The 18,293-nt window shown below is 73.2% G+C and carries 16 protein-coding genes; 8 read left to right on the forward strand and 8 right to left on the reverse strand.

All coding sequences use genetic code 11. The annotated features are described in order from the left end of the window. Positions 1–11 precede the first annotated feature (11 nt). Complete coding sequence (locus tag ACGF3A_RS23170) at positions 12–1,175, reverse strand: PQQ-dependent sugar dehydrogenase (protein WP_393732159.1); 1,164 nt, start codon at positions 1,173–1,175, stop codon at positions 12–14. A gap of 176 nt (positions 1,176–1,351) precedes the next feature. Between ACGF3A_RS23170 and ACGF3A_RS23175 the strand changes: the two genes are divergently transcribed. The 3 genes from ACGF3A_RS23175 to ACGF3A_RS23185 are packed head-to-tail and all read left to right on the forward strand — an operon-like array spanning position 1,352 to position 7,267. Further along, positions 1,352–6,340, forward strand: a complete 4,989-nt coding sequence (locus ACGF3A_RS23175; RefSeq protein WP_393732160.1) for a caspase family protein — start codon at positions 1,352–1,354, stop codon at positions 6,338–6,340. Beyond that, entirely contained in the window at positions 6,327–6,662 is a 336-nt protein-coding gene (locus tag ACGF3A_RS23180; RefSeq protein WP_393732161.1) for a hypothetical protein, read from the forward strand. Before ACGF3A_RS23175 ends, ACGF3A_RS23180 begins: the two co-directional genes overlap by 14 nt. Continuing rightward, a complete protein-coding gene (locus ACGF3A_RS23185) occupies positions 6,659–7,267 on the forward strand; it encodes a hypothetical protein (protein ID WP_393732162.1) in 609 nt (202 codons plus the stop codon). Before ACGF3A_RS23180 ends, ACGF3A_RS23185 begins: the two co-directional genes overlap by 4 nt. A gap of 3 nt (positions 7,268–7,270) precedes the next feature. Here ACGF3A_RS23185 and ACGF3A_RS23190 read toward each other — a convergent pair whose 3' ends face one another. The 5 genes from ACGF3A_RS23190 to argC are packed head-to-tail and all read right to left on the reverse strand — an operon-like array spanning position 7,271 to position 12,239. Continuing rightward, entirely contained in the window at positions 7,271–7,798 is a 528-nt protein-coding gene (locus ACGF3A_RS23190) for an arginine repressor (protein ID WP_393732163.1), read from the reverse strand. Positions 7,799–7,841: 43 nt separating this feature from the next. After that, positions 7,842–9,107: an acetylornithine transaminase gene (locus ACGF3A_RS23195; RefSeq protein ID WP_393732164.1), complete on the reverse strand. Its 1,266-nt coding sequence runs from the start codon at positions 9,105–9,107 to the stop codon at positions 7,842–7,844. Beyond that, complete coding sequence (argB, locus tag ACGF3A_RS23200; protein WP_393732165.1) at positions 9,104–10,063, reverse strand: acetylglutamate kinase; 960 nt, start codon at positions 10,061–10,063, stop codon at positions 9,104–9,106. Before argB ends, ACGF3A_RS23195 begins: the two co-directional genes overlap by 4 nt. After that, positions 10,060–11,214, reverse strand: coding sequence for a bifunctional glutamate N-acetyltransferase/amino-acid acetyltransferase ArgJ (gene argJ, locus ACGF3A_RS23205; protein ID WP_393732166.1), 1,155 nt, complete (start codon positions 11,212–11,214; stop codon positions 10,060–10,062). The genes argB and argJ overlap by 4 nt, the downstream gene beginning before the upstream one ends. Then, a complete protein-coding gene (argC, locus tag ACGF3A_RS23210) occupies positions 11,211–12,239 on the reverse strand; it encodes an N-acetyl-gamma-glutamyl-phosphate reductase (protein ID WP_393732167.1) in 1,029 nt (342 codons plus the stop codon). The genes argJ and argC overlap by 4 nt, the downstream gene beginning before the upstream one ends. Positions 12,240–12,362: 123 nt before the next feature. On the opposite strand from argC, the gene ACGF3A_RS23215 reads away from it, so the two are divergent. Genes ACGF3A_RS23215 through ACGF3A_RS23225 form a run of 3 tightly spaced genes read left to right on the forward strand, consistent with a single transcriptional unit; the run spans position 12,363 to position 14,746 of the window. Beyond that, complete coding sequence (locus tag ACGF3A_RS23215; protein ID WP_393732168.1) at positions 12,363–13,244, forward strand: NAD(P)H-binding protein; 882 nt, start codon at positions 12,363–12,365, stop codon at positions 13,242–13,244. Between the two features lie 53 nt (positions 13,245–13,297). Further along, positions 13,298–14,122, forward strand: coding sequence for a metalloregulator ArsR/SmtB family transcription factor (locus ACGF3A_RS23220; protein ID WP_393732169.1), 825 nt, complete (start codon positions 13,298–13,300; stop codon positions 14,120–14,122). Between the two features lie 24 nt (positions 14,123–14,146). Further along, entirely contained in the window at positions 14,147–14,746 is a 600-nt protein-coding gene (locus ACGF3A_RS23225; RefSeq protein WP_393732170.1) for a dihydrofolate reductase family protein, read from the forward strand. Here the strand turns inward: ACGF3A_RS23225 and ACGF3A_RS23230 are convergent. Together ACGF3A_RS23230 and ACGF3A_RS23235 are read right to left on the reverse strand one after the other, a co-directional pair. After that, positions 14,685–15,956 carry a cation:proton antiporter gene (locus tag ACGF3A_RS23230; RefSeq protein ID WP_393732643.1) on the reverse strand — a complete coding sequence of 424 codons (1,272 nt, stop codon included), beginning with the start codon at positions 15,954–15,956 and terminating at the stop codon, positions 14,685–14,687. The genes ACGF3A_RS23225 and ACGF3A_RS23230 overlap by 62 nt on opposite strands. 68 nt (positions 15,957–16,024) lie before the next feature. Further along, complete coding sequence (locus ACGF3A_RS23235; protein ID WP_393732171.1) at positions 16,025–16,771, reverse strand: gamma-glutamyl-gamma-aminobutyrate hydrolase family protein; 747 nt, start codon at positions 16,769–16,771, stop codon at positions 16,025–16,027. A 105-nt stretch (positions 16,772–16,876) separates the two neighbouring features. Between ACGF3A_RS23235 and ACGF3A_RS23240 the strand changes: the two genes are divergently transcribed. Then, positions 16,877–17,773: a LysR family transcriptional regulator gene (locus ACGF3A_RS23240; RefSeq protein WP_393732172.1), complete on the forward strand. Its 897-nt coding sequence runs from the start codon at positions 16,877–16,879 to the stop codon at positions 17,771–17,773. Between the two features lie 4 nt (positions 17,774–17,777). Further along, positions 17,778–18,272, forward strand: a complete 495-nt coding sequence (locus tag ACGF3A_RS23245) for a hypothetical protein (protein ID WP_393732173.1) — start codon at positions 17,778–17,780, stop codon at positions 18,270–18,272. Positions 18,273–18,293 lie beyond the last annotated feature (21 nt).

Below are 18,293 nucleotides of genomic sequence, written 5' to 3' on the forward strand. Positions count from 1 at the left end.
GTGCGGCGGGGCTACGGGCGCTTGGCCGGGTCCAGCCGGTAGATGTCGCCGCCGATCGCGAGCGCGTAGAGCTCCTTGTCGCCGCCCTGCGCGAACGCGACGACCTCGCCGCCGTTGACGCCGAGGTTGGTCTCGCCCGTGACCTCGCCGTTCTTCATCGACAGGGCGCGGATGTCGCCCTCGCAGTAGTCGCTGAAGACGTACTTGCCCTTGAGGTCCTTGATCTTCTTGCCCCGGTAGACGTAGCCGCCGGTGACGGAGCAGCGGGACGGGGTGTGGTCGTACTCGAAGACCGGCGGCAGGTGGTTCTTCGGCTCCTCGCCGTTGAAGGCGAGCGTGCCCTCCATGCGGGACCAGCCGTAGTTCTCGCCGCCCTCGCTGCTCGCCGGGGCCCAGTCGACCTCCTCGCGCTTGCTCTGGCCGACGTCGGCGATGAGCATGTCGCCCTTGGCCGCGTCGAACGAGAAGCGCCACGGGTTGCGGAGCCCGTACGCCCAGATCTCGGGCTTCGCGCCGGGCTCGTCGGCGAAGGGGTTGCCCTCGGGGATCGCGTACGGATCGCCCTTGCTCGGGTCGATGCGCAGCATCTTGCCGAGGAACGTGCCCATGTTCTGGCCGTTGTCGTGCGGGTCGCCGCCGCTGCCGCCGTCCCCGAAGGCGATGTAGAGCATGCCGTCGGGGCCGAAGGTGAGGTCGCCGCCGTTGTGGTTGGCGTACGGCTGTTCCTGGGTGAGGACGGTTCGGCGGGTGTCCTGCTGGATCTCGCCGCCCTTCACCTCGAACTCGTCGACGGTGCTGGTGCCCTCAAGGTTCGTGAACGCGATGTAGAGGTGCTCGAACTTCGGGTCGAAGGCGAGGCCGAGCAGTCCGCGCTCGCCGTCGTTGGTCGTCTCCTTGGTGATGTCGAGAACGGGGTCGCCGAGTCCCTTGTCGCTCAGGACCCGCACCGTTCCCGGCCGTTCGGCGATCCAGACGGTCCCGTCGGGACCGGCCGTGCCCGCGGTGGGGTTCTTCGCCGTGGCCACCTTGCTGAGCGCGACGCCCGCCTTCTTCGGGGACTTCTCGGGTGCCGCCTTCTCGTCGGCGGCGGCGCTGGAGAGCGCGAGCGTCGCGACGAGGCAGATCGAACCTGCGATCGCCGAGGCGATCCGGGGGGAGCCAATGCGGACTTTCACCGTGAACCTCCTGGAGGCAGCGGTGGGTGGGGGTGGTGTGCACCTGGCTACGGATGAGCGTAATGGTGCAGACCTGTCGGAGGAATACCCCCGGGGCCGCCGCGTCGCGGCCAACTGCTGGCTCGTCGCCAGACGTTGGCACGGTGTCGGCGGGGTCTGATGGCATCATGTGCCGGATGACCACCGACACTCCCGCGGCGGCGCCCGCGCGCCGGGCCCTGCTGATCGGCGTCGGCGAGGTGCCCGGGGCGACGGAGACCTTCCCCTCGCTGCGCGAGGCCGTCCGGGCCGATCTGCGGCTCCTGGGCGAGGCGCTGGAGGGGTCGGGGTACGAGGTCGAGCGGTGCGCGGGCGAGGACTCGACCCGTACCGGCATCCTCACCCGTCTCGACGAGGCCGCGCGCGCCGTCCCTCCCGGCGGCACGTTCGTGGTCGCGTTCACCGGGCACGGCATCCGGCTCGGCGGCACCGACTATCTCGTCCCCGCCGACGCCCGCGCGCCCGCCGACGGCCACTGGTCCCTGGCGTACACGCAGGGCCTCATCCCGGCCGACATCGCCCCGCACCTGACGGAGTCGGGCGCCGCGACCGTGCTGTGGGCGGTGGACGCGTGCCGGGACGCGGCGGCGGAGGAGGCGGGAGCGGCCTTCGCCACGCGCGTGGGCGTACGCCCCGGCCTCAAGCTCGCCGTCCTGGTCGGCTGTTCGCCCGGCGAGCGGTGCGGCGCGACCGCCGAGGGCAGCTTCTTCAGCCGCGCCCTCGCCGGTGCGCTGCACCCGTACGCGTCGCCGCAGACGCTTGAGCAGGTGTACGAACACGTACGCGCCCACGCCCCCCGGCTCGCCCTGCGCGCGGGCCACACGGCGCAGCGCCCGCTGGTCGACTACGGCACGGACGCCGGGCGGGAGACCAGCGCGACGGAGGTCTGCCAGGGCCGCCGCCTCGCGGAGGAGTGGAGCACGGCGACGCGCGAGCCCGCGCTGTGGGAGGCCGCGCGGGACGCGGAGCCTGAGCGGGTGGCGCACCTCCAGTCCTGTTTGGCGACGCTCGCCGAACGGTGCGCGGCGGTCGTCCACAAGGCGCACGCGCGCCGGGACGACCCCTGGGCCGACGCGGACTTCCCCGTACGGCTGCTGCGGCGCTGTCTCCCGCGGCTGCTCCCCGAGGGGACGCCGCTGACGGTGGCCGAGGTGGCGGCGCTCATCGCGGCGCCGTTCCTGCACGAGGCGGCGTGGGCCGACCAGTTGAGCCGGTCGGTGGAGCTGAACGTGCTGGACGCCGGGCAGTGCAAGGACGCGGGCCCCGTCCGGCGGCACTGGGAACATGTGCGCGACCAGCACACCCAGGTCGCCCGGAAGCTGCGCGGCCTGGCCGGGGACCCGGAGCGGCGGGAGGACGCCGAGGCCGTGGCCCTCTGGCTGGCCCACCGCTGGATCGCCGACCGGATGGGCCCCGGCGACGCGACCGTACCGGCGGGGGTGGCGGAGGGCTTCGCGGCCGAACTGGCCGGGGACACGAATGCCGACCGGCTCTCCGAACAGGCCGACGCGCTGCGCTGGCTGGCCCGCGCCGTCAGCCCCGAGGGCCTGGAGGAAGAAGCGCCGGTCCGCCGCACGGGCGGCATGCGCCTCCGCCCGCTCGCCGGGCTGCTGCACCTCGCGGCCGTCCTCGCGGCGGACGCCCGTACGCTCCCGGAGGTCATCGCCGACCATCTGGCCGTCGCCGACCCCGTACGCCCGTCCGACGCGGTGGACGCGATGCGCGGCGCGCTGTCGTGGGACACGGATGGCGCGGGCGGCGAGCTGTACCTGGACATGCCGTGCCCCCACCCCGCCGTCCACGCCGCCATGCAGGAGGTCGTCGCGGAGGCGGACGAGGTCGCGGCGCTGCTGCGCGGCTGGGCGACGGAGCGTCTGCCGGCCGGGGAGGCGGAGTTGCTGGCCGCCATTCCGACGCGCGTGACGGACCGCGACCTGCGCCCCGGCGCGGCGGGCACGGCATACGACGTCCCGCTGCTGCGCTTCCAGCTCTCCCAGACCGAGGTCCGCGACCTCCTGATGGGCCGCGAGCTGTACGGGGACCCGGCGCTGGCATTCCGCGAACTGTTCCAGAACGCGATGGACGCCTGCCGCTACCGCGCGATGCGCGGCCGGTACCTGTCGCTCCGCGGTGGTCCCGTGCCTGCCCCCTGGGAGGGCCGGATCAGCATCGTCCAGGGCGAGGACGCGCGCGGGCGCTACGTCGAGTGCCGCGACAACGGTGTGGGCATGGGCCGCGAGCAGTTGGAGTCCACCTTCACCCAGGCGGGCCGCCGCTTCGTCCATTCGCGGGCGTTCCGCCGGGAGCAGACGGAATGGCTCCGCGTGGACCCCTCGCTCCAGCTCCACCCCAACTCCCGCTTCGGCATCGGCGTCCTCAGCTACTTCATGCTGGCCGACGAGATGACGCTCGTGACGCGCCAGGTGGATGTGGATGGACGTCCCGTACGTGATGCGTTGCGGGTCGATATCGCGAGCAGCGGTTCCCTTTTCCGGATCCGGAGGCAGGAGGAGGGTGCGGGAGAGGACGCCTGCCCCGAGGGCGGGACCCGTGTGCGGCTCTATCTGCGCGGGGACGAGGATCTCGCCGGGCTCTCCTGCGCGGAGACGCTGCGAGAGCTTGTCGCTGTGAGCGAGTTCGCGCTGGAGGCGGACGACGGGCGGCGGCGGGAGGAGTGGGAGCCGGGTCGGCTCTACCTCGGGGCACGGAACCCTCTCCGGAACGCCCTCTCCGCGGTGGAGGGCACGCTGTGGTGGGTGCCCGACGAGGGTGCCGTTCTCTGCGACGGGGTGATGACGGACGCGCGTCCGTACGGGTACGTCCTCAATCTCACCGCCGACCACGCGGGCGAACTCAGCGTCGACCGCAAGCGGCTCCAGTCGTACGACGAGAAGTGGGCCGCCGAAACGCTGCGCACCGGAGCCGAATGCCTCCCGGACTGGCCCGAGCTGACGCTGGAGTGGCTCTGGTCCATGGAGAAGAAGAGCCTTCCGGCGCTGCGGACGGTCTGGGACACCCTGCGGGGGAGAGGGCTCACGGTCAGGTTCCGCCCCCGTCGGGAGACGACGATCCCCCTTGATTCCGCGGGGTGCTTCGCGAGTGACCAAGGTGTCGAACGGCCGCGCTTCCAGGCCTCGTTCAGGGATACGCACGCGGTCACGGAGCCGTGGCGTGCCCGTGCGCTCGGGCTACGGGAGTCGCGGGCGTTCCCCTACGCCCCCGCCAGCCTTGAGGGCCTGCCCCTCGCCGGGCCGGGCGACAGCACCGTGGCCGACCACCCCACGTCCGACTGGCGCGCGGCTGCCCTCTCCTTCGACAAGGCGGGGCTCACCCTGGGGGAAGGGCTGATCCACATGCGGCGGCTGCGTGCCATGAGCCCGCATTTCGCCCCGCCTCCGCTCTCCTCGTCCCTCGCACGGCAGCACCTCGGCAACCAGGAACGGGAGCTGTTGAGGGCACTGTGCACGTCTCGTCCCCAAGAGGTCCATCCAGACTTCGATGTCCATGTCGTCGACACGTCACGCGACAACTTCACCGGCGTCATCTTCGCTTCACAGCGCTCGGGGCGCACCGTGGGAGACCTCGTCCGCACCGTCTCGACCTTCTCCTCCTTCCTCACCTCGCCCCTTCCTCCGGTACCGCCCGAACTCTCCGGACACGTCTGCTCGCTCGACGACGTTCAAGCGCTCGGAACGCTTTCCTTCGCCCTGGACCAGGGATACCGGATCGCTCTGGACCCGACGCGCCGGACTCCCGCCCGCGCGGCCCTCATCCGCTGGCTCCGGCCAGGGGCGCCCGACCCGTTCGCGGAGACACCCGAAACGGTCGACGTGTTCGGTGCGGTCGCCGACAAGGAACTGCGCGCCTCGCTCCGGAGTCACCTGGACTGGTCGGCGACCACGGGACCACGCCTCGCGCCGTTGGCCGCCGTGTCCTTCGCGGCCGAACGGGAGATCTCCCTCTCCGAGGCCGAGACGGAACTCGCGGCCCAGTGTGCCGAGTCCTCGGTGCACTTCACCCGCGTCTCCGAGGAGAGCGGCTTGAGAGAGGACTGGGTTCCGTCTCCCCAGGCAGCCTCCCTCTTGGCACGCCTCCGGCGGTCCGGGCGTCGCGAGATCTCCTTGAGCGACGTCAGCACGTTCGGGCCCGACGATCCCACGGAGACGCTCGGAGAACTGGCCGCCGCGGGGGCACCCCTGGCTCCCCTGTGGCCCCTGCTGGAGAAGTGGGACGAACTGCCGCAGCGCACGCGCCGGGTTCTGAGCCTCGCCTCCCGCCAGGGCCCGGCAGACCGGCTCACGACCCTCTCGCTGTTCTCCGCGGCCTGCGATCTGCAGGAGCCACTGTCCGACGTCTGGGACGTGGCCCTCGGTGCGCTCCCTGATCGGGCCTCGCTCGTCCCCCCTCTCCCCGAAACGGTGCGGCACTACAGCGTCGCGCGCGCCGACGGGGAGTGCCTCACGAACCTTCCACCTTCGGAATCGGGCGCCTACGGCTACCTCCAGGTATTCCTCCATCAGACGAGGGAGCTGACGAACCGCCGGAACGGCGTGCCCTCGTACCGCGACGAGGGCAAGGCACCCGAGTGGGCCCCTCTCACCGCCGCCCGCCTCGTCCGCTACGCCCACGAGCGGGGCCTCTCCCCCGCCGACGCCTACGCGCACCTGGCCCCTCTCCGCGCCCTCGGCGCGCAGATCCCGGAGCTCACGGACGAGGAACTCGCCACGTTCCCCGGCACCGTGCCCGACGGGCTCACCGTCATCGCGCTCGCGGACACCCACCGCGTCTCCGCACCCGGCGAACCCTTCTGCGCGCTCGACCTCGTCAGCATCGCGGCCCGCCTGGGCGAACCCGTGAGCGCGGCATGGCGGCGGATGGAGCCCTACGCGTGCCTCGGGGTCCGTACGGACGTCGCACACATCCCCGACGTACTGCCCCTGTGGCAGGATCTCGCCCTGCTCAGCACACACCTGGACGGCATGCTGCCCGCCGTCACCGGCAGAGTGACGGACGCCCACATCGCGTTCGCCGCCGAAGGAGTCGAGGAGACGGCGGATTGGGTACGGGAGCGACTCACGGCGTACGCGGCGATGTTCGAGCTGGAGGTCAATGATGACGGGGCATGATCACGACGTTCCGTACGTCGAGCACGAGGTCGGCACCGTCGCCGGAGACGGCTTCGCGCGGCGTTCGACGGACGAGGGGGTACGGGTCGAGGGGCACTGTCCGCGGTGCCAGGGACCGTACGTCTCGGCGTACCGGCGGGGGTACGTCGTGGTCGGCTCCAAGGGGCTGTTCTCCCGAGAACGCGCTGAGGAGAGCGACCCGGTCACCGGCGCCGTGCACATCTGCGAGTGCGGGCATCCGCACCCGGGGCAGCCCGACGCGCTCCCCTTCGTCGGCTGCGGCGCCCAGTGGCGGATCGAGAGCGGGACCGAGGAGACGTGAGCGCGTACGCGAACCGGCGGTGGGCGGAGATGGCCCGCGAGCTGGAGTTCCAACAGCTGCCCGAGCTGCGGCGGCAGGCCGAGGGGTGGCGGACGGCGCTGACCGGGCTGACCGCGCTCGTCGCCGTGCTGGCCGTGCTGAAGGGGCGCGACAGCCTCGCCGAACTCCCCGGCTGGGCCCGCGCGCTGGCGATGGGGCTGCTGCTCGGCGCCTTCGTGCTGCTCGTCATCGGCGCCCTCGTCGCCGTACGGGCCTCGCACGGGCTGCCCGGCGAGGAGATCTACTACGAGGGGCAGGCGCTGCGGCGCTGGACCGAGCGCGAATGCGTGCGGGTCGGCAGGGCCGTACGGGCGGCGGCCGTGCTCTGCCTCTCAGGGCTGCTGCTCGTCACCGCCGCGGTCGCCGTCTCCTGGGCCGCGACGCCGGAGAAGAAGAGCGGCAAGCGGGGAGTCCTCGTGCAGGTCACCCCGGAAGGCACCGGCAAGGCGCTCTGCGGGCGGCTCGTCTCCGTCACGCCGAAGCGTGCCGTCGTCCGCACCGACGACGGCACGCGGCGTACGGTCGACGGGCCCGTCACCGTCAAGCCCGCCCGTTCGTGCCGATAAGGCTCAGCGTTCCTTCTGTGCCAGGCCCAGCAAATGGTCCGCCAGGGCCTGGCCGCCCACCGGGTCGCGGCTGATGAGCAGCAGCGTGTCGTCGCCCGCGATGGTGCCGATGATCTCGTGGACGCCCGCCTGGTCGATCGCCGAGGCGAGGAACTGGGCCGCGCCCGGCGGGGTGCGCAGGACGACGAGGTTGGCGGACGCCTCGGCGGAGATGAGGAGTTCGCCCGCGAGGCGGGCCATCCGGGCCTCGGTCGCTGACTCGCCGAGGGGCGCCTTGGGGGTGGGGTCGCCGCCCTCGGCGGGGACGGCGTAGATGAGTTCGCCGCCGGTGTTGCGGATCTTGACCGCGCCCAGTTCGTCGAGGTCACGGGAGAGCGTGGCCTGGGTGACCGTCAGCCCGTCGTCGGCGAGGAGCTTCGCCAGCTGGCTCTGGGAGCGGACGGGCTGGCGGTTGAGGATGTCGACGATCCGGCGGTGGCGTGCCGTCCGCGTCTGCGGGACGGCCTGGCCCCCGTGGTGCTCCTCGGTCATCGTCCACATGTCCCTTCGGCTGCTGCTCTGCGTCTCGTGCTGCTCATCGGTCCCGGTGTCCGCCCTGCTCCGACGCGACCGCGACCGCGGCCGCGGCCGCGTCGTCGGCGGCGGCGGCGTCGAGCACGGCGGGCAGCGCCCGTACGAGCGCGTCCGTCTCCTCCTCGCCGACGATCAGCGGCGGCGCGAGCCGGACGACGTCCGGGGCGACGGCGTTCACCAGGAAACCCGCGTCCTGAGCCGCTCGCTGGGCGTGCGGCGCGACGGGTCCGGTGAGCACGATACCCAGCAGCAGGCCCGTACCACGGACTTCGGCGACCAATGGGTGGCCGAGTTCGCGCACGGCGTCGCGCAGCCGGGCGCCGACGCGCTTGACGTGGTCGAGCAGGCCCTCGGTCTCGATGGTCTCCAGGACCGCGAGGCCCGCGGCGCACGAGACGGGGTTGCCGCCGAAGGTGGAGCCGTGCTGGCCGGGGGCGAGGAGGTCGGCGGCGGGGCCGAAGGCGAGGGTGGCGCCCAGCGGCAGGCCGCCGCCGAGGCCCTTGGCGAGGGTGATGACGTCGGGCTCGACGCCTTCGGCCTGGCAGGCGAACCAGTGGCCCGTGCGGCCGACGCCGGTCTGGATCTCGTCGAGGACGAGGAGGGTGCCGGTCGCGGCGGTGATCTCGCGGGCCGCGGTGAGGTAGCCCTCGGGCGGGACGATCACGCCGTTCTCGCCCTGCACGGGCTCCAGGATCACGAACGCGGTGTCCTCGGTGACGGCCGCGCGGAGCGCCTCCGCGTCGCCGTACGGAACGTGGGTCACGTCGCCGGGCAGCGGCGCGAACGGCTCCTGCTTGCCGGGCTGCCCGGTGAGCGCGAGGGCGCCCATCGTGCGGCCGTGGAAGCCGCCCTGGGCGGCGACCATGTGCGAACGGCCGGTGCGGCGGCCGATCTTGAAGGCGGCCTCGTTGGCCTCGGCGCCCGAGTTGGAGAAGTAGACCTTGCCGTCGCCGGGCCGACCGGCCAACTCCAGCAGCTTCTCGGCCAGCGCCACCGTCGGCTCGGCCAGGAAGAGATTGGACACATGGCCGAGCGTGGCGACCTGGTCGGACACGGCGCGTACGACGGCGGAGTGCGCCGTGCCGAGCGCGTTGACGGCGATGCCGCCGACGAAGTCCAGGTACGCGTTGCCCTCGGCGTCCCACAGCCGGGTGCCCTCGCCGTGGGTGAGGGGCAGGCGCGGGGTGCCGTAGTTGTTCATCAGGGCGCCCTGCCAGCGGGTGGTGAGGGCCGCGTTGCCGTCGCCGTGGTCGTGCGTCGTCGTCATGCGGGGCCCTCTTCCTGGGTCGGGGCGGGGGTCGGGTCGGGGGTCGGGTCGGGTACGACCATCGTGCCGATGCCCTCGTCGGTGAAGATCTCCAGCAGGATGGAGTGCGGGACGCGCCCGTCGAGGACGCGGGCCGTGTGGACGCCGTTGCGCACGGCGTGCAGGCAGCCCTCCATCTTGGGCACCATGCCGCTGGCCAGGTCGGGCAGCAGCTTCTCCAGCTCCTTGGCGGTGAGCCTGCTGATGACCTCGTCGCTGCGGGGCCAGTCCTCGTACAGCCCTTCGACGTCGGTCAGCACCATCAGCGTCTCGGCGCCCAGCGCGGCGGCGAGCGCGGCGGCTGCCGTGTCCGCGTTGACGTTGTAGACGTGGTCATCGTCCGCGCTGCGTGCGATGGAGGAGATCACCGGGATACGGCCGTCGTCGAGCAGCGCCTCGATCGCGCCGGTGTCGACGGCGTGGATCTCGCCGACGCGGCCGAGGTCGACGCGCTCGCCGTCTATGTCCGCGTAGTGCTTGGTGGCGGCCATGATGTGCGCGTCCTCGCCGGTCATGCCGACGGCGAGCGGGCCGTGCTGGTTGAGCAGGTTGACCAGCTCGCGCTGGACCTGTCCGGCCAGGACCATCCGTACGACGTCCATCGTCTCGGGCGTGGTCACCCGCAGCCCGGCCTTGAACTCGGACTCCAGGCCCAGCGCGTCGAGCTGCCTGCTGATCTGCGGGCCGCCGCCGTGCACGACGACCGGGCGCAGCCCGGCGTGCCGCAGGAAGACGACGTCCTGCGCGAAGGCGGCCTTGAGCTCCTCGTCGACCATGGCGTTGCCGCCGAACTTGATGACGACGGTCTTCCCGTGGTGCCGGGTCAGCCAGGGCAGCGCCTCGATGAGCGTCTGGGTCTTGGGGAGGGCGGTGTGCTTGCGGGTGCTCTTGCCGCCGCTGTCGGGTCCGTCGCTCATGAGCTGTACGCGCTGTTCTCGTGGACGTAGTCGGCGGTGAGGTCGTTGGTCCAGATCACGGCGGACGCGTCGCCCGCCGCGAGGTCGGCGGTGACGCGGACCTCGCGGTACCGCATGTCGACCAGGTCGCGGTCCTCGCCGACCGATCCGTTCCTGCAGACCCATACGCCGTTGATGGCGACGTCGAGCCGGTCGGGGTCGAAGGTGGCGTCGGTGGTGCCGATCGCGGAGAGCACCCGGCCCCAGTTGGGGTCCTCGCCGTGGATGGCGCACTTGAGGAGGTTGTTACGGGCGATCGTCCGGCCCACCGTCACCGCCTCCTCCTCGGTGGCGGCGCCCGTGACCTCGACGCGGATGTCCTTGCTGGCGCCCTCGGCGTCCTGGATGAGCTGCTGACCGAGGTCGTCGCAGACGGCGCGGACGGCCTCGGCGAACTCGGCCGTGTCCGGCACGGTCTCCGAGGCGCCCGAGGCGAGCAGCAGCACGGTGTCGTTGGTGGACATGCAGCCGTCGGAGTCGATCCGGTCGAACGTCGTACGGGTCGCCGCGCGCAGCGCCCCGTCCAGCTCAGCGGCGCCGAGGTCGGCGTCGGTGGTGAGGACGACGAGCATGGTGGCGAGGCCCGGCGCGAGCATGCCCGCGCCCTTGGCCATGCCGCCGACCGTCCAGCCCGCGGCGCTCTCGTGCACGGACGTCTTGTGCACGGTGTCGGTGGTCTTGATGGCGAGGGCCGCCTTCTCGCCGCCGTGCGCGGAGAGTTCGGCGGCGGCCTTCCCCACGCCGGTGAGGATCTTCTCCATCGGCAGCAGGGTGCCGATCAGCCCGGTGGAGCAGATCGCGATCTCGCCCGCGCTCTGCCCGAGGGCCTCGGCGGCCTTCTCGGCGGTGGCGTGGGTGTCCTGGAAGCCCTGGGGGCCTGTGCAGGCGTTGGCCCCGCCGGAGTTGAGGACGACGGCGGAGACGCGGCCGCCCTTGAGGACCTGCTCGGACCAGAGGACCGGGGCCGCCTTGACGCGGTTCGAGGTGAAGACCCCGGCGGCGGCCTGGCGCGGGCCCTCGTTGACGACGAGGGCCAGGTCGGGCCCTCCGCTGTCCTTGATCCCGGCGGCGATCCCGGCCGCCGTGAACCCCTTGGCCGCTGTGACGCTCATGGCGCTACCCCGATCGTGGAAAGTCCCAGGCCCTCGGGGAGCCCGAGGGCGATGTTCATGCTCTGCACGGCACCTCCGGCGGTGCCCTTGGTGAGGTTGTCGATCGCGCCGATGACGAGCACGCGGTCCGCGGCCTCGTCGTGGGCGACCTGGAGCTGCACGGAGTTGGAGCCCTGCACGGCGGCGGTGGCGGGCCACTGCCCCTCGGGGAGCAGCGTGACGAACGGCTCGTCCTGGTACGCCTTCTCGTACGCGGCACGCAGGCTCTCCCCCGTCACGCCGGGCCGCGCCTTCGCGCTGCAGGTGGCGAGGATGCCGCGGGACATGGGCGCGAGGGTCGGCGTGAAGGAGACGGTGACGCGCTCCCCCGCCGCGGCCGAGAGGTTCTGCGTCATCTCGGGGGTGTGCCGGTGGACGCCCCCGACCCCGTACGGACTCATGGAGCCCATGACCTCGCTGCCGAGCAGGTGCGGCTTGAGCGCCTTGCCCGCGCCGGAGGTGCCGGTGGCGGCGACGATCACGGCCTCGGGCTCGGCGAGCCCCGCCGCGTACGCGGGCGCGAGGGCGAGGGAGACGGCCGTCGGATAGCACCCGGGGACCGCGATGCGCCGGGACCCCTTCAGCGCCTCGCGGGCCCCGGGCAGCTCGGGCAGCCCGTACGGCCAGGTCCCGGCGTGCGGAGTGCCGTAGAACCTCTCCCAGTCGGCGGCGTCGGTGAGCCGGAAGTCCGCGCCGCAGTCCACGACGAGCACGCCCTCGCCGAGCTGCTCCGCGACCGCGGCCGACTGGCCGTGCGGCAGCGCGAGGAAGACGACGTCGTGCCCGGCGAGGACCTCGGTCGTGGTCTCCTCCAGCACCCGCTCGGCGAAGGGCACGAGGTGCGGCTGCAGCGCCCCGAGCCGCTGACCCGCGTTGGAGTTCCCGGTCAGCGCCCCGACCTCGATCTCGGGGTGCCCCGCGAGCAGGCGCAGCACCTCCCCGCCGGCGTATCCGCTCGCCCCCGCCACTGCCGCACGTACTGCCATCAGTCCTCCTCCTCGATGGCATGACTATACGTACGACAGCAGAACTATGCAATGCGTCAAGGGGCGGGAGGAGGGGAGCCGGATAGTGTGACGCGCGTCCACCGACAAGGCGAGGGGGCAACGGTGCGCATAGCGGTGACGGGGGCAGCGGGCGGTCTGGGCGGGCGGGTGGTGCGGTTGCTCGCGGGACGGGACGGCACGGACGGCACGGACGTCGTGGACGGCGTGGACGTCGTGGCGGTCACCAGGCGGAAGCTGCCCGCCGAGGCATTGCCGCCGCGGGTCGAGGTCGCCGTCGCCGACTACGCCGATCCGCCCGCCCTGCGTGCGGCGCTCAGAGGCGTGGACGCTCTCGTCCTCGTCTCCAGCGACGGGCCCGACGCACGGGCGCTGCTGCACCATCGCAACGTGGTCGCCGCCGCGGCAGCCGAGCGCGTCGGCCACGTCGCGGCGCTGAGCAGCGTCGACGCCGACGGCGCTTCCCCGTTCTGCTACGCCGTGGTCAACCACCTCACCGAGGAGCTGCTCCGGGCCTCCGGCGTCCCGTACTCGTTCGCCAGGGCGGGGCTGTACATCGAGTTCTTCCAGCACTGGCTCACCGAGGCCCGTACGACGGGGCTGCTGCGGCTCCCGGCCGCGGACGGCCGGATCTCCCTGGTGGCCCGTGACGACGTGGCCCACGCCCTCGCGGCACTCGCGACCGGGGAGCCGACCCGGCGCCACCACGACATCACCGGGCCCGAGGTGACCGACCTGGCCGGAGTCGCCTCGATCGCGGCGGAGGCGTGGGGAAGGCCGGTCGCCTACGAGGACATCCCGCCGGACACGTACCACGCCGAGACCGCGGCGACCGGCCTGGACCCCTGGTGGGTCTACGCCTTCTCGTCCATGTTCGCCTCGGTGCGCGAGCAGCGCTGGGACCGGGCCTCCGACCACCTCACCGGACTGACCGGCCGCCTCCCGGTGGCACTCGCCGACGCCCTTTCGGCACAGGCGGGAGACTGAACTCCAGAGATATTCCTTGACGCGAATATTCGTTGTGGCGAATACTCGTGTCCATGGACGCACTCCTCACCGCGCTGGCCGACCCGGCCCGCTGGCGGCTCGTCGCCCTGCTGGCCGAGCGGCCGCGCCCGGTCGGCGTGCTGGCCCAGCTCGCCGGGGCGCGCCAGCCGCAGACGACCAAGCACCTGCAGACCCTTGAGCGCGCCGGGCTCGTCACCTCCCAGCGCAGCGGCCAGCGCCGGGTGTACGCGCTGCGGTCGGCGCCCCTGCGGGAGCTGGCCGCCGGGCTGACCCGGCTCGCCGACACCGCGGAGCGCCCCGAGGGCCCGCGTGCGACGTACGAGCGTTACGGGGCCGGGCTCCGCGAGGAGCGGGCCGCCGCCGGGGAGCCGGGCTGGGCGGACGAGCGCGCCTTCGCGTTCCACCGGTCGCTGGCGGGGAGCCCGGAGCGGGTGTGGCGCCAGCTGACCGAGCCCCCGCTGCTCGCCCGGTGGTGGACGCCGGACGATCTCCGCGTCTCCGAGCTGGTCTTCGAGGCGCGGCCCGGCGGGCGGATCGTCCTGGAGTACCGCGAGGCCGAGGACGCCGAGGGCGCCGATCCGGTGGCCGGGCGCGCGGAGGGGGCCGTCGTGGACGTACGGCCCGGCGAGCACCTCGGCTACCGGCTCTCCCCGCTGCTCCCCGGCGGGGGCCCGGCGTTCACCGCCCACGTCGACTTCGCGCTCCGGCCCTCCGGGACCGGCACGGAGCTGGACGTGCGCTACCGGATCACCGACAGCACCGTCGCCTCGGCGGACTTCGTCGCCGGGATCGAGATCGGCTTCGGCCAGTGCCTCGACCACCTGGCGGCGATCCTCACCACTGACCCGCACGACTGACCCGCACGACACGAGGAGCGCGACATGAGCAATCCGACCGCACGCAAGGTGACCGCGAACCTCGCCCTCACCCTCGACGGGCGCTACCACGGCCCGGGCGGGCCCGGCGACTTCGCCCCGTTCGCGCCGTACGTGGCCACCGAGACCGCGCGCGGGCAGCTCGCCCGCCTCCATGAGAACGCGACGACGGCGCTGCTCGGCCGCGTCAACGCCGAGGGCTTCATGGGGTACTGGCCGCCGGTCGCCCAGGACGAGAGCGCCGACCCGCGCGACCGGGGCTACGCGACGTGGCTGGTCGGCGCGGAGAAGATCGTCTTCTCGACGACCCTGACCGAGGCCCCCTGGGAGCGCACCCGCGTCGTGAGTGCCCCGGTCGCGGACGTCGTCGCCGAGCTCAGGAAGGAGGACGGGGGCGAGATCCTCGCCAACAGCAGCCCGAGCGTCATCAAGGCGCTCCTCGCCGAGGACCTGGTCGACCGCCTCCACCTCACGCTCTGCCCCGAGATCGCCGGGGGCGGACCCCGGCTCTTCGAGGACGGACTGCCGGGCACGCGGTGGACGGTCACCCGCCAGGAGACCGGCGAGCTGGGTGAGATGGCGCTGATCTACGACCGGGTCCGCTGAACCGGCGGAGGGCCAGCGGCGTCGCGAGTCCGTGCAGGAGCATGCTGCCGATGATGACGACGGTCATCACGTAGAGCACGGTGGCCGCGTCGCTGTCCCCCATCGCGTTGAAGGCGAGCAGCCCGAAGACGATCGAGGACGTCCCCCGGGGGCCGAGCGCCCCGAGCAGGGTGCGCTCCCCCCACGTCGTACGGCTGCGGAGCATCGCCACGTGCACGGGGAGCAGGCGGGCGACGGTCAGGGCGAGCAGGCCGTAGAGGATCCAGTCCCGCTGGAAGCCGAGCTCGAAGACGAGGACGGCGACGCCGCCGAAGACGAACCACATGATCATCGACGCGATGGCGGTGAGGCTGTCGACGGCGGCCAGTTCGGCGTGCGCGGGCCCCTCGCGCGGGCCGTCCTGGATCTCGGTGTGGAGCCCCTGGCGGCCCCTGCGGTCCAGCTTGTAGGCGAGTCCGGCGAGGAAGGCGGCGACGAAGCCGTTGCCGCCGACGGCTGTCGCGATCGCGTACGTGAGGAGCGGGACCAGCACCAGGGCGATACGGACCGCGGAGACGTCCGTCCAGCGCGCGGCGGCGGACAGGCGCAGCACGAACCCCGTGACCGCGCCGATCCCGACGCCGACGAGGACCGCGTCCACGAAGGCGGGAACGGCGTGCCCCAGCGCGGAGAGGGGGTCCGCCGTCTCCCCCGAGGCGTCCACCAGGAGGAGCGCGAACGCGAAGACGGGGGAGAAGAAACCGTCGTTGTAGCCGCTCTCCACGGCGAGCACGTGCCGCAGCCCCCGGGGCAGCCGCTCGTCCCTGAGCAGGTCGGCGGCGGGCGCGAAGTCGACCGGCATCACGACGCAGGCGACGGCGAGGACGACCGCCCACGAGGAGACGCCGAGCAGCGGCAGGCCGAGCACGAAGGCGGCGACGAGCGTGAGCGGGAGGGCGAGGAAGAGCAGCCGCGCCGCCGTACGCCGCTCGCCCGCGAGGAAGCCGCCGCGCACCTCGATCGCGTCCACGAAGAGGAGGAGCGCGAGGATGAGCTGGACGAGCCGTTCTGCGAGGTCGGTGTTGAGGTGGTTCCCGATCTCGTCGTCGAAGACGAAGCCCGCGGCGATGCCCCCGGCCACCATGACGACGGGGCCCGAGACGTGCCACCCGAGCAGCCGCCGCGCGGCGAAGGTCCACAGAAGGATGACGGCCACGCCGCACACGATCATCGGAAGCACGGGCCGAGTGTACTGACGTACGGTAATTGGTCATGCGCGAGAAGTAATGGGCGGGTCGGTCACGGCTTCGGGTCGGGCATGGCCCCGCGTGCGTGCGCGACCGCGGCGGACGCGAGGCCGCGGACGAGGGGGTGCGGGCGGCTGCCGTCCCCCGCCAACTCCGGCTGGAAGAGGGTGGCGAGGAAGAAGGGGTGGTCCGGGAGCTCCACGACGCGCATCTCGCCGTCGGGCCCCGTGCCGGTGAAGCGCAGGCCGTGGGCGGCGAGCAGGTCCACATGGCCGGGGCTGGCCCCGTACTCGCAGTGGTAGCGCTCCACGGACCGCTCGGCGCCGATGAGCCGCTCGGCCCGGGAGCCCGGGGCCAGCGTGACGGGGCCCTCGTGGCCGACGAGGGAGCAGGCGAGGGGCACGACCACGGCGTCGTCGGCCGGGGCGCCGGGCGCGCGTTCGGCGTGCGCCGCCGATTCCAGGCCGCAGACGGCGCGGGCGTATTCGAGCAGGACGTGCTGGAAGCCCGCACAGGTGCCGAGGAAGGGGACGTGCCGCTCGCGGGCCGCACGGATGGCGGCCAGCGCCCCGTCCTCGCTGCGGTAGGGGCTGCCGGGGAGCAGCCAGATCGCGTCGAACGCGGCGAGCGCCGTGTCGGCGGCGGCGTCGGCGGCCGCCTCCTCGGTGGGGATCCAGTAGGCGTCGAGGTCCAGGCCGTCGCGCTCGCGCAGCGCGTCGAGCAGCACCGGGATGCGCGTATGGGAACGGACGTGCGGGGAACGGTCCCCGACCAGGGCGAGGCGCGCGGTGTGGGTCATGCGGTCATCCTGGGACCGTGCTCGGCATCGCGTCCAACGATGATTCCTGCACCCTCCATCAGAGATGCTGATGGAGGCTGATGGACGCCGAGGAACACTGAGGGCATGGATCCGCAGCAGCTCCGTACGTTCGTCGCCGTGGTCGACCACAGCTCCTTCTCCGCCGCCGCGCGTGCCCTCGGCTTCACGCAGTCGGCCGTCTCGCAGCACATCGCCGCGCTGGAGGCCGACGTGGAGGCGCCGCTCGTCACCCGCCGCCCGGTGGCGCCGACCGAGGCGGGGGCGCGGCTGCTGGAGCACGCCCGTCCGCTGCTGCTCCGGCTGGACGCGGCCCGCGCCGATCTGGGGCGGCTGCGGCGGGCCCGGCCCGGGCGGCTCGCGGTGGCCTGCACGCCCGGCGCGCTGACGCCCGCCGTCGCGGCGGCGGTGGCACGCGTCCGTACGGCCTCGCCGCGCCTCGCGGTCTCCGTACGCGCGTGCGGGCGCGACGAGGCGGTGGAGGCGGCGCTGACCGGCGCGGCCGATCTCGCCCTGGCCGACGGCGCGGTGGCGCCCAGCGATCCGCTGCCGCTGCCCGAGGCCGCGCCCCTCACGGCGTTCGGCATCGCCCAGGAGCCATTGGCGGTCCTGCTGCCCGCCGGGCACCCGCTCGCCGGACGGCCCGGGCTGCGGCTCGCGGACCTCGCCGCGGCGCGCTGGATCGACGCACCGGACGCCGCCGTTCCGCTGGAAGAGCTGCGCGCGGCGGCCCGTACCGACGGCTTCGGGCCGCAACTCGCCTACGCGGGCGCCGACTTCCGCGGACTCTGCGCCCTGGTCGCCGCCGGGGGCGGGCTCGCGGCGGCGGCGCGGGAGGCGGCGCGCGGGGTGCCGGGCGTCGTGGCCGTTCCGCTCTCCGCGCCCCGGCTCGTGCACCGCGTGGAGGTCCTCCATCCCCGTACGCCCACGGCCCCGGCGGCCGGGCTCGCCGAGGCGCTGCGGCCCGTGGCGGCCGTAGGGTGACCCGGTGGGGAACGTGTTCGGCGCCGGGGAGCGGCGCATGTACCTGTCCAACGGGGGCACGGAGGTCTTCGTCGACGTGCTGACCCTGGCCGCCTCCGAGCTGGCGGAGGAACCGTGGGAACTCCGCTTCGCCGCCCTGCTGACGTGGCAGAACCAGGACGTCATGGGCCGGGGGAACGTCGGTTTCGACCTGGACGAGATCGCGTGGGGCGCGACGCCCGGCGAACGGGCCCGGGCCAGGGACTTCGTGCTGCGCGTCACGGCGCTCGCACTGCGCCGCCACCGCTGGGACGAGCTGGGGTACGAGCCGCCCTTCGCCCCGCGCTACCTGCGCGAATTCGCCTCCATGGTCGCCTACTTCGACCCGCCGGACGCCCCGTCCCCCGACGATGGCTTCCCCTCCCCCGACGAGGGCGCCGTCGCCTCATGCGTACGGCACCGGCTGCTGAGCGCGCTGCCGCACTGGGACGGCTGCCTCTTCTGCACCAGGCTCGACTGACGGCTGCCCTTGCCGGACGGG

Source organism: Streptomyces sp. NPDC048172 (genome assembly GCF_043202595.1).
Taxonomy (GTDB): domain Bacteria; phylum Actinomycetota; class Actinomycetes; order Streptomycetales; family Streptomycetaceae; genus Streptomyces.

Excerpts from the sequence above, each read along its gene's own strand:
- ACGF3A_RS23180 (WP_393732161.1), top strand. The coding sequence starts at position 6,327 with ATGACGGGGCATGATCACGACGTTCCGTACGTCGAGCACGAGGTCGGC.
- ACGF3A_RS23175 (WP_393732160.1), top strand. The coding sequence starts at position 1,352 with ATGACCACCGACACTCCCGCGGCGGCGCCCGCGCGCCGGGCCCTGCTG.
- ACGF3A_RS23190 (WP_393732163.1), bottom strand. The coding sequence starts at position 7,798 with ATGACCGAGGAGCACCACGGGGGCCAGGCCGTCCCGCAGACGCGGACG.
- ACGF3A_RS23195 (WP_393732164.1), bottom strand. The coding sequence starts at position 9,107 with ATGACGACGACGCACGACCACGGCGACGGCAACGCGGCCCTCACCACC.
- ACGF3A_RS23235 (WP_393732171.1), bottom strand. The coding sequence starts at position 16,771 with ATGACCCACACCGCGCGCCTCGCCCTGGTCGGGGACCGTTCCCCGCAC.
- argB (WP_393732165.1), bottom strand. The coding sequence starts at position 10,063 with ATGAGCGACGGACCCGACAGCGGCGGCAAGAGCACCCGCAAGCACACC.
- ACGF3A_RS23225 (WP_393732170.1), top strand. The coding sequence starts at position 14,147 with ATGAGCAATCCGACCGCACGCAAGGTGACCGCGAACCTCGCCCTCACC.
- ACGF3A_RS23240 (WP_393732172.1), top strand. The coding sequence starts at position 16,877 with ATGGATCCGCAGCAGCTCCGTACGTTCGTCGCCGTGGTCGACCACAGC.
- argJ (WP_393732166.1), bottom strand. The coding sequence starts at position 11,214 with ATGAGCGTCACAGCGGCCAAGGGGTTCACGGCGGCCGGGATCGCCGCC.
- ACGF3A_RS23220 (WP_393732169.1), top strand. The coding sequence starts at position 13,298 with ATGGACGCACTCCTCACCGCGCTGGCCGACCCGGCCCGCTGGCGGCTC.
- argC (WP_393732167.1), bottom strand. The coding sequence starts at position 12,239 with ATGGCAGTACGTGCGGCAGTGGCGGGGGCGAGCGGATACGCCGGCGGG.
- ACGF3A_RS23230 (WP_393732643.1), bottom strand. The coding sequence starts at position 15,956 with ATGATCGTGTGCGGCGTGGCCGTCATCCTTCTGTGGACCTTCGCCGCG.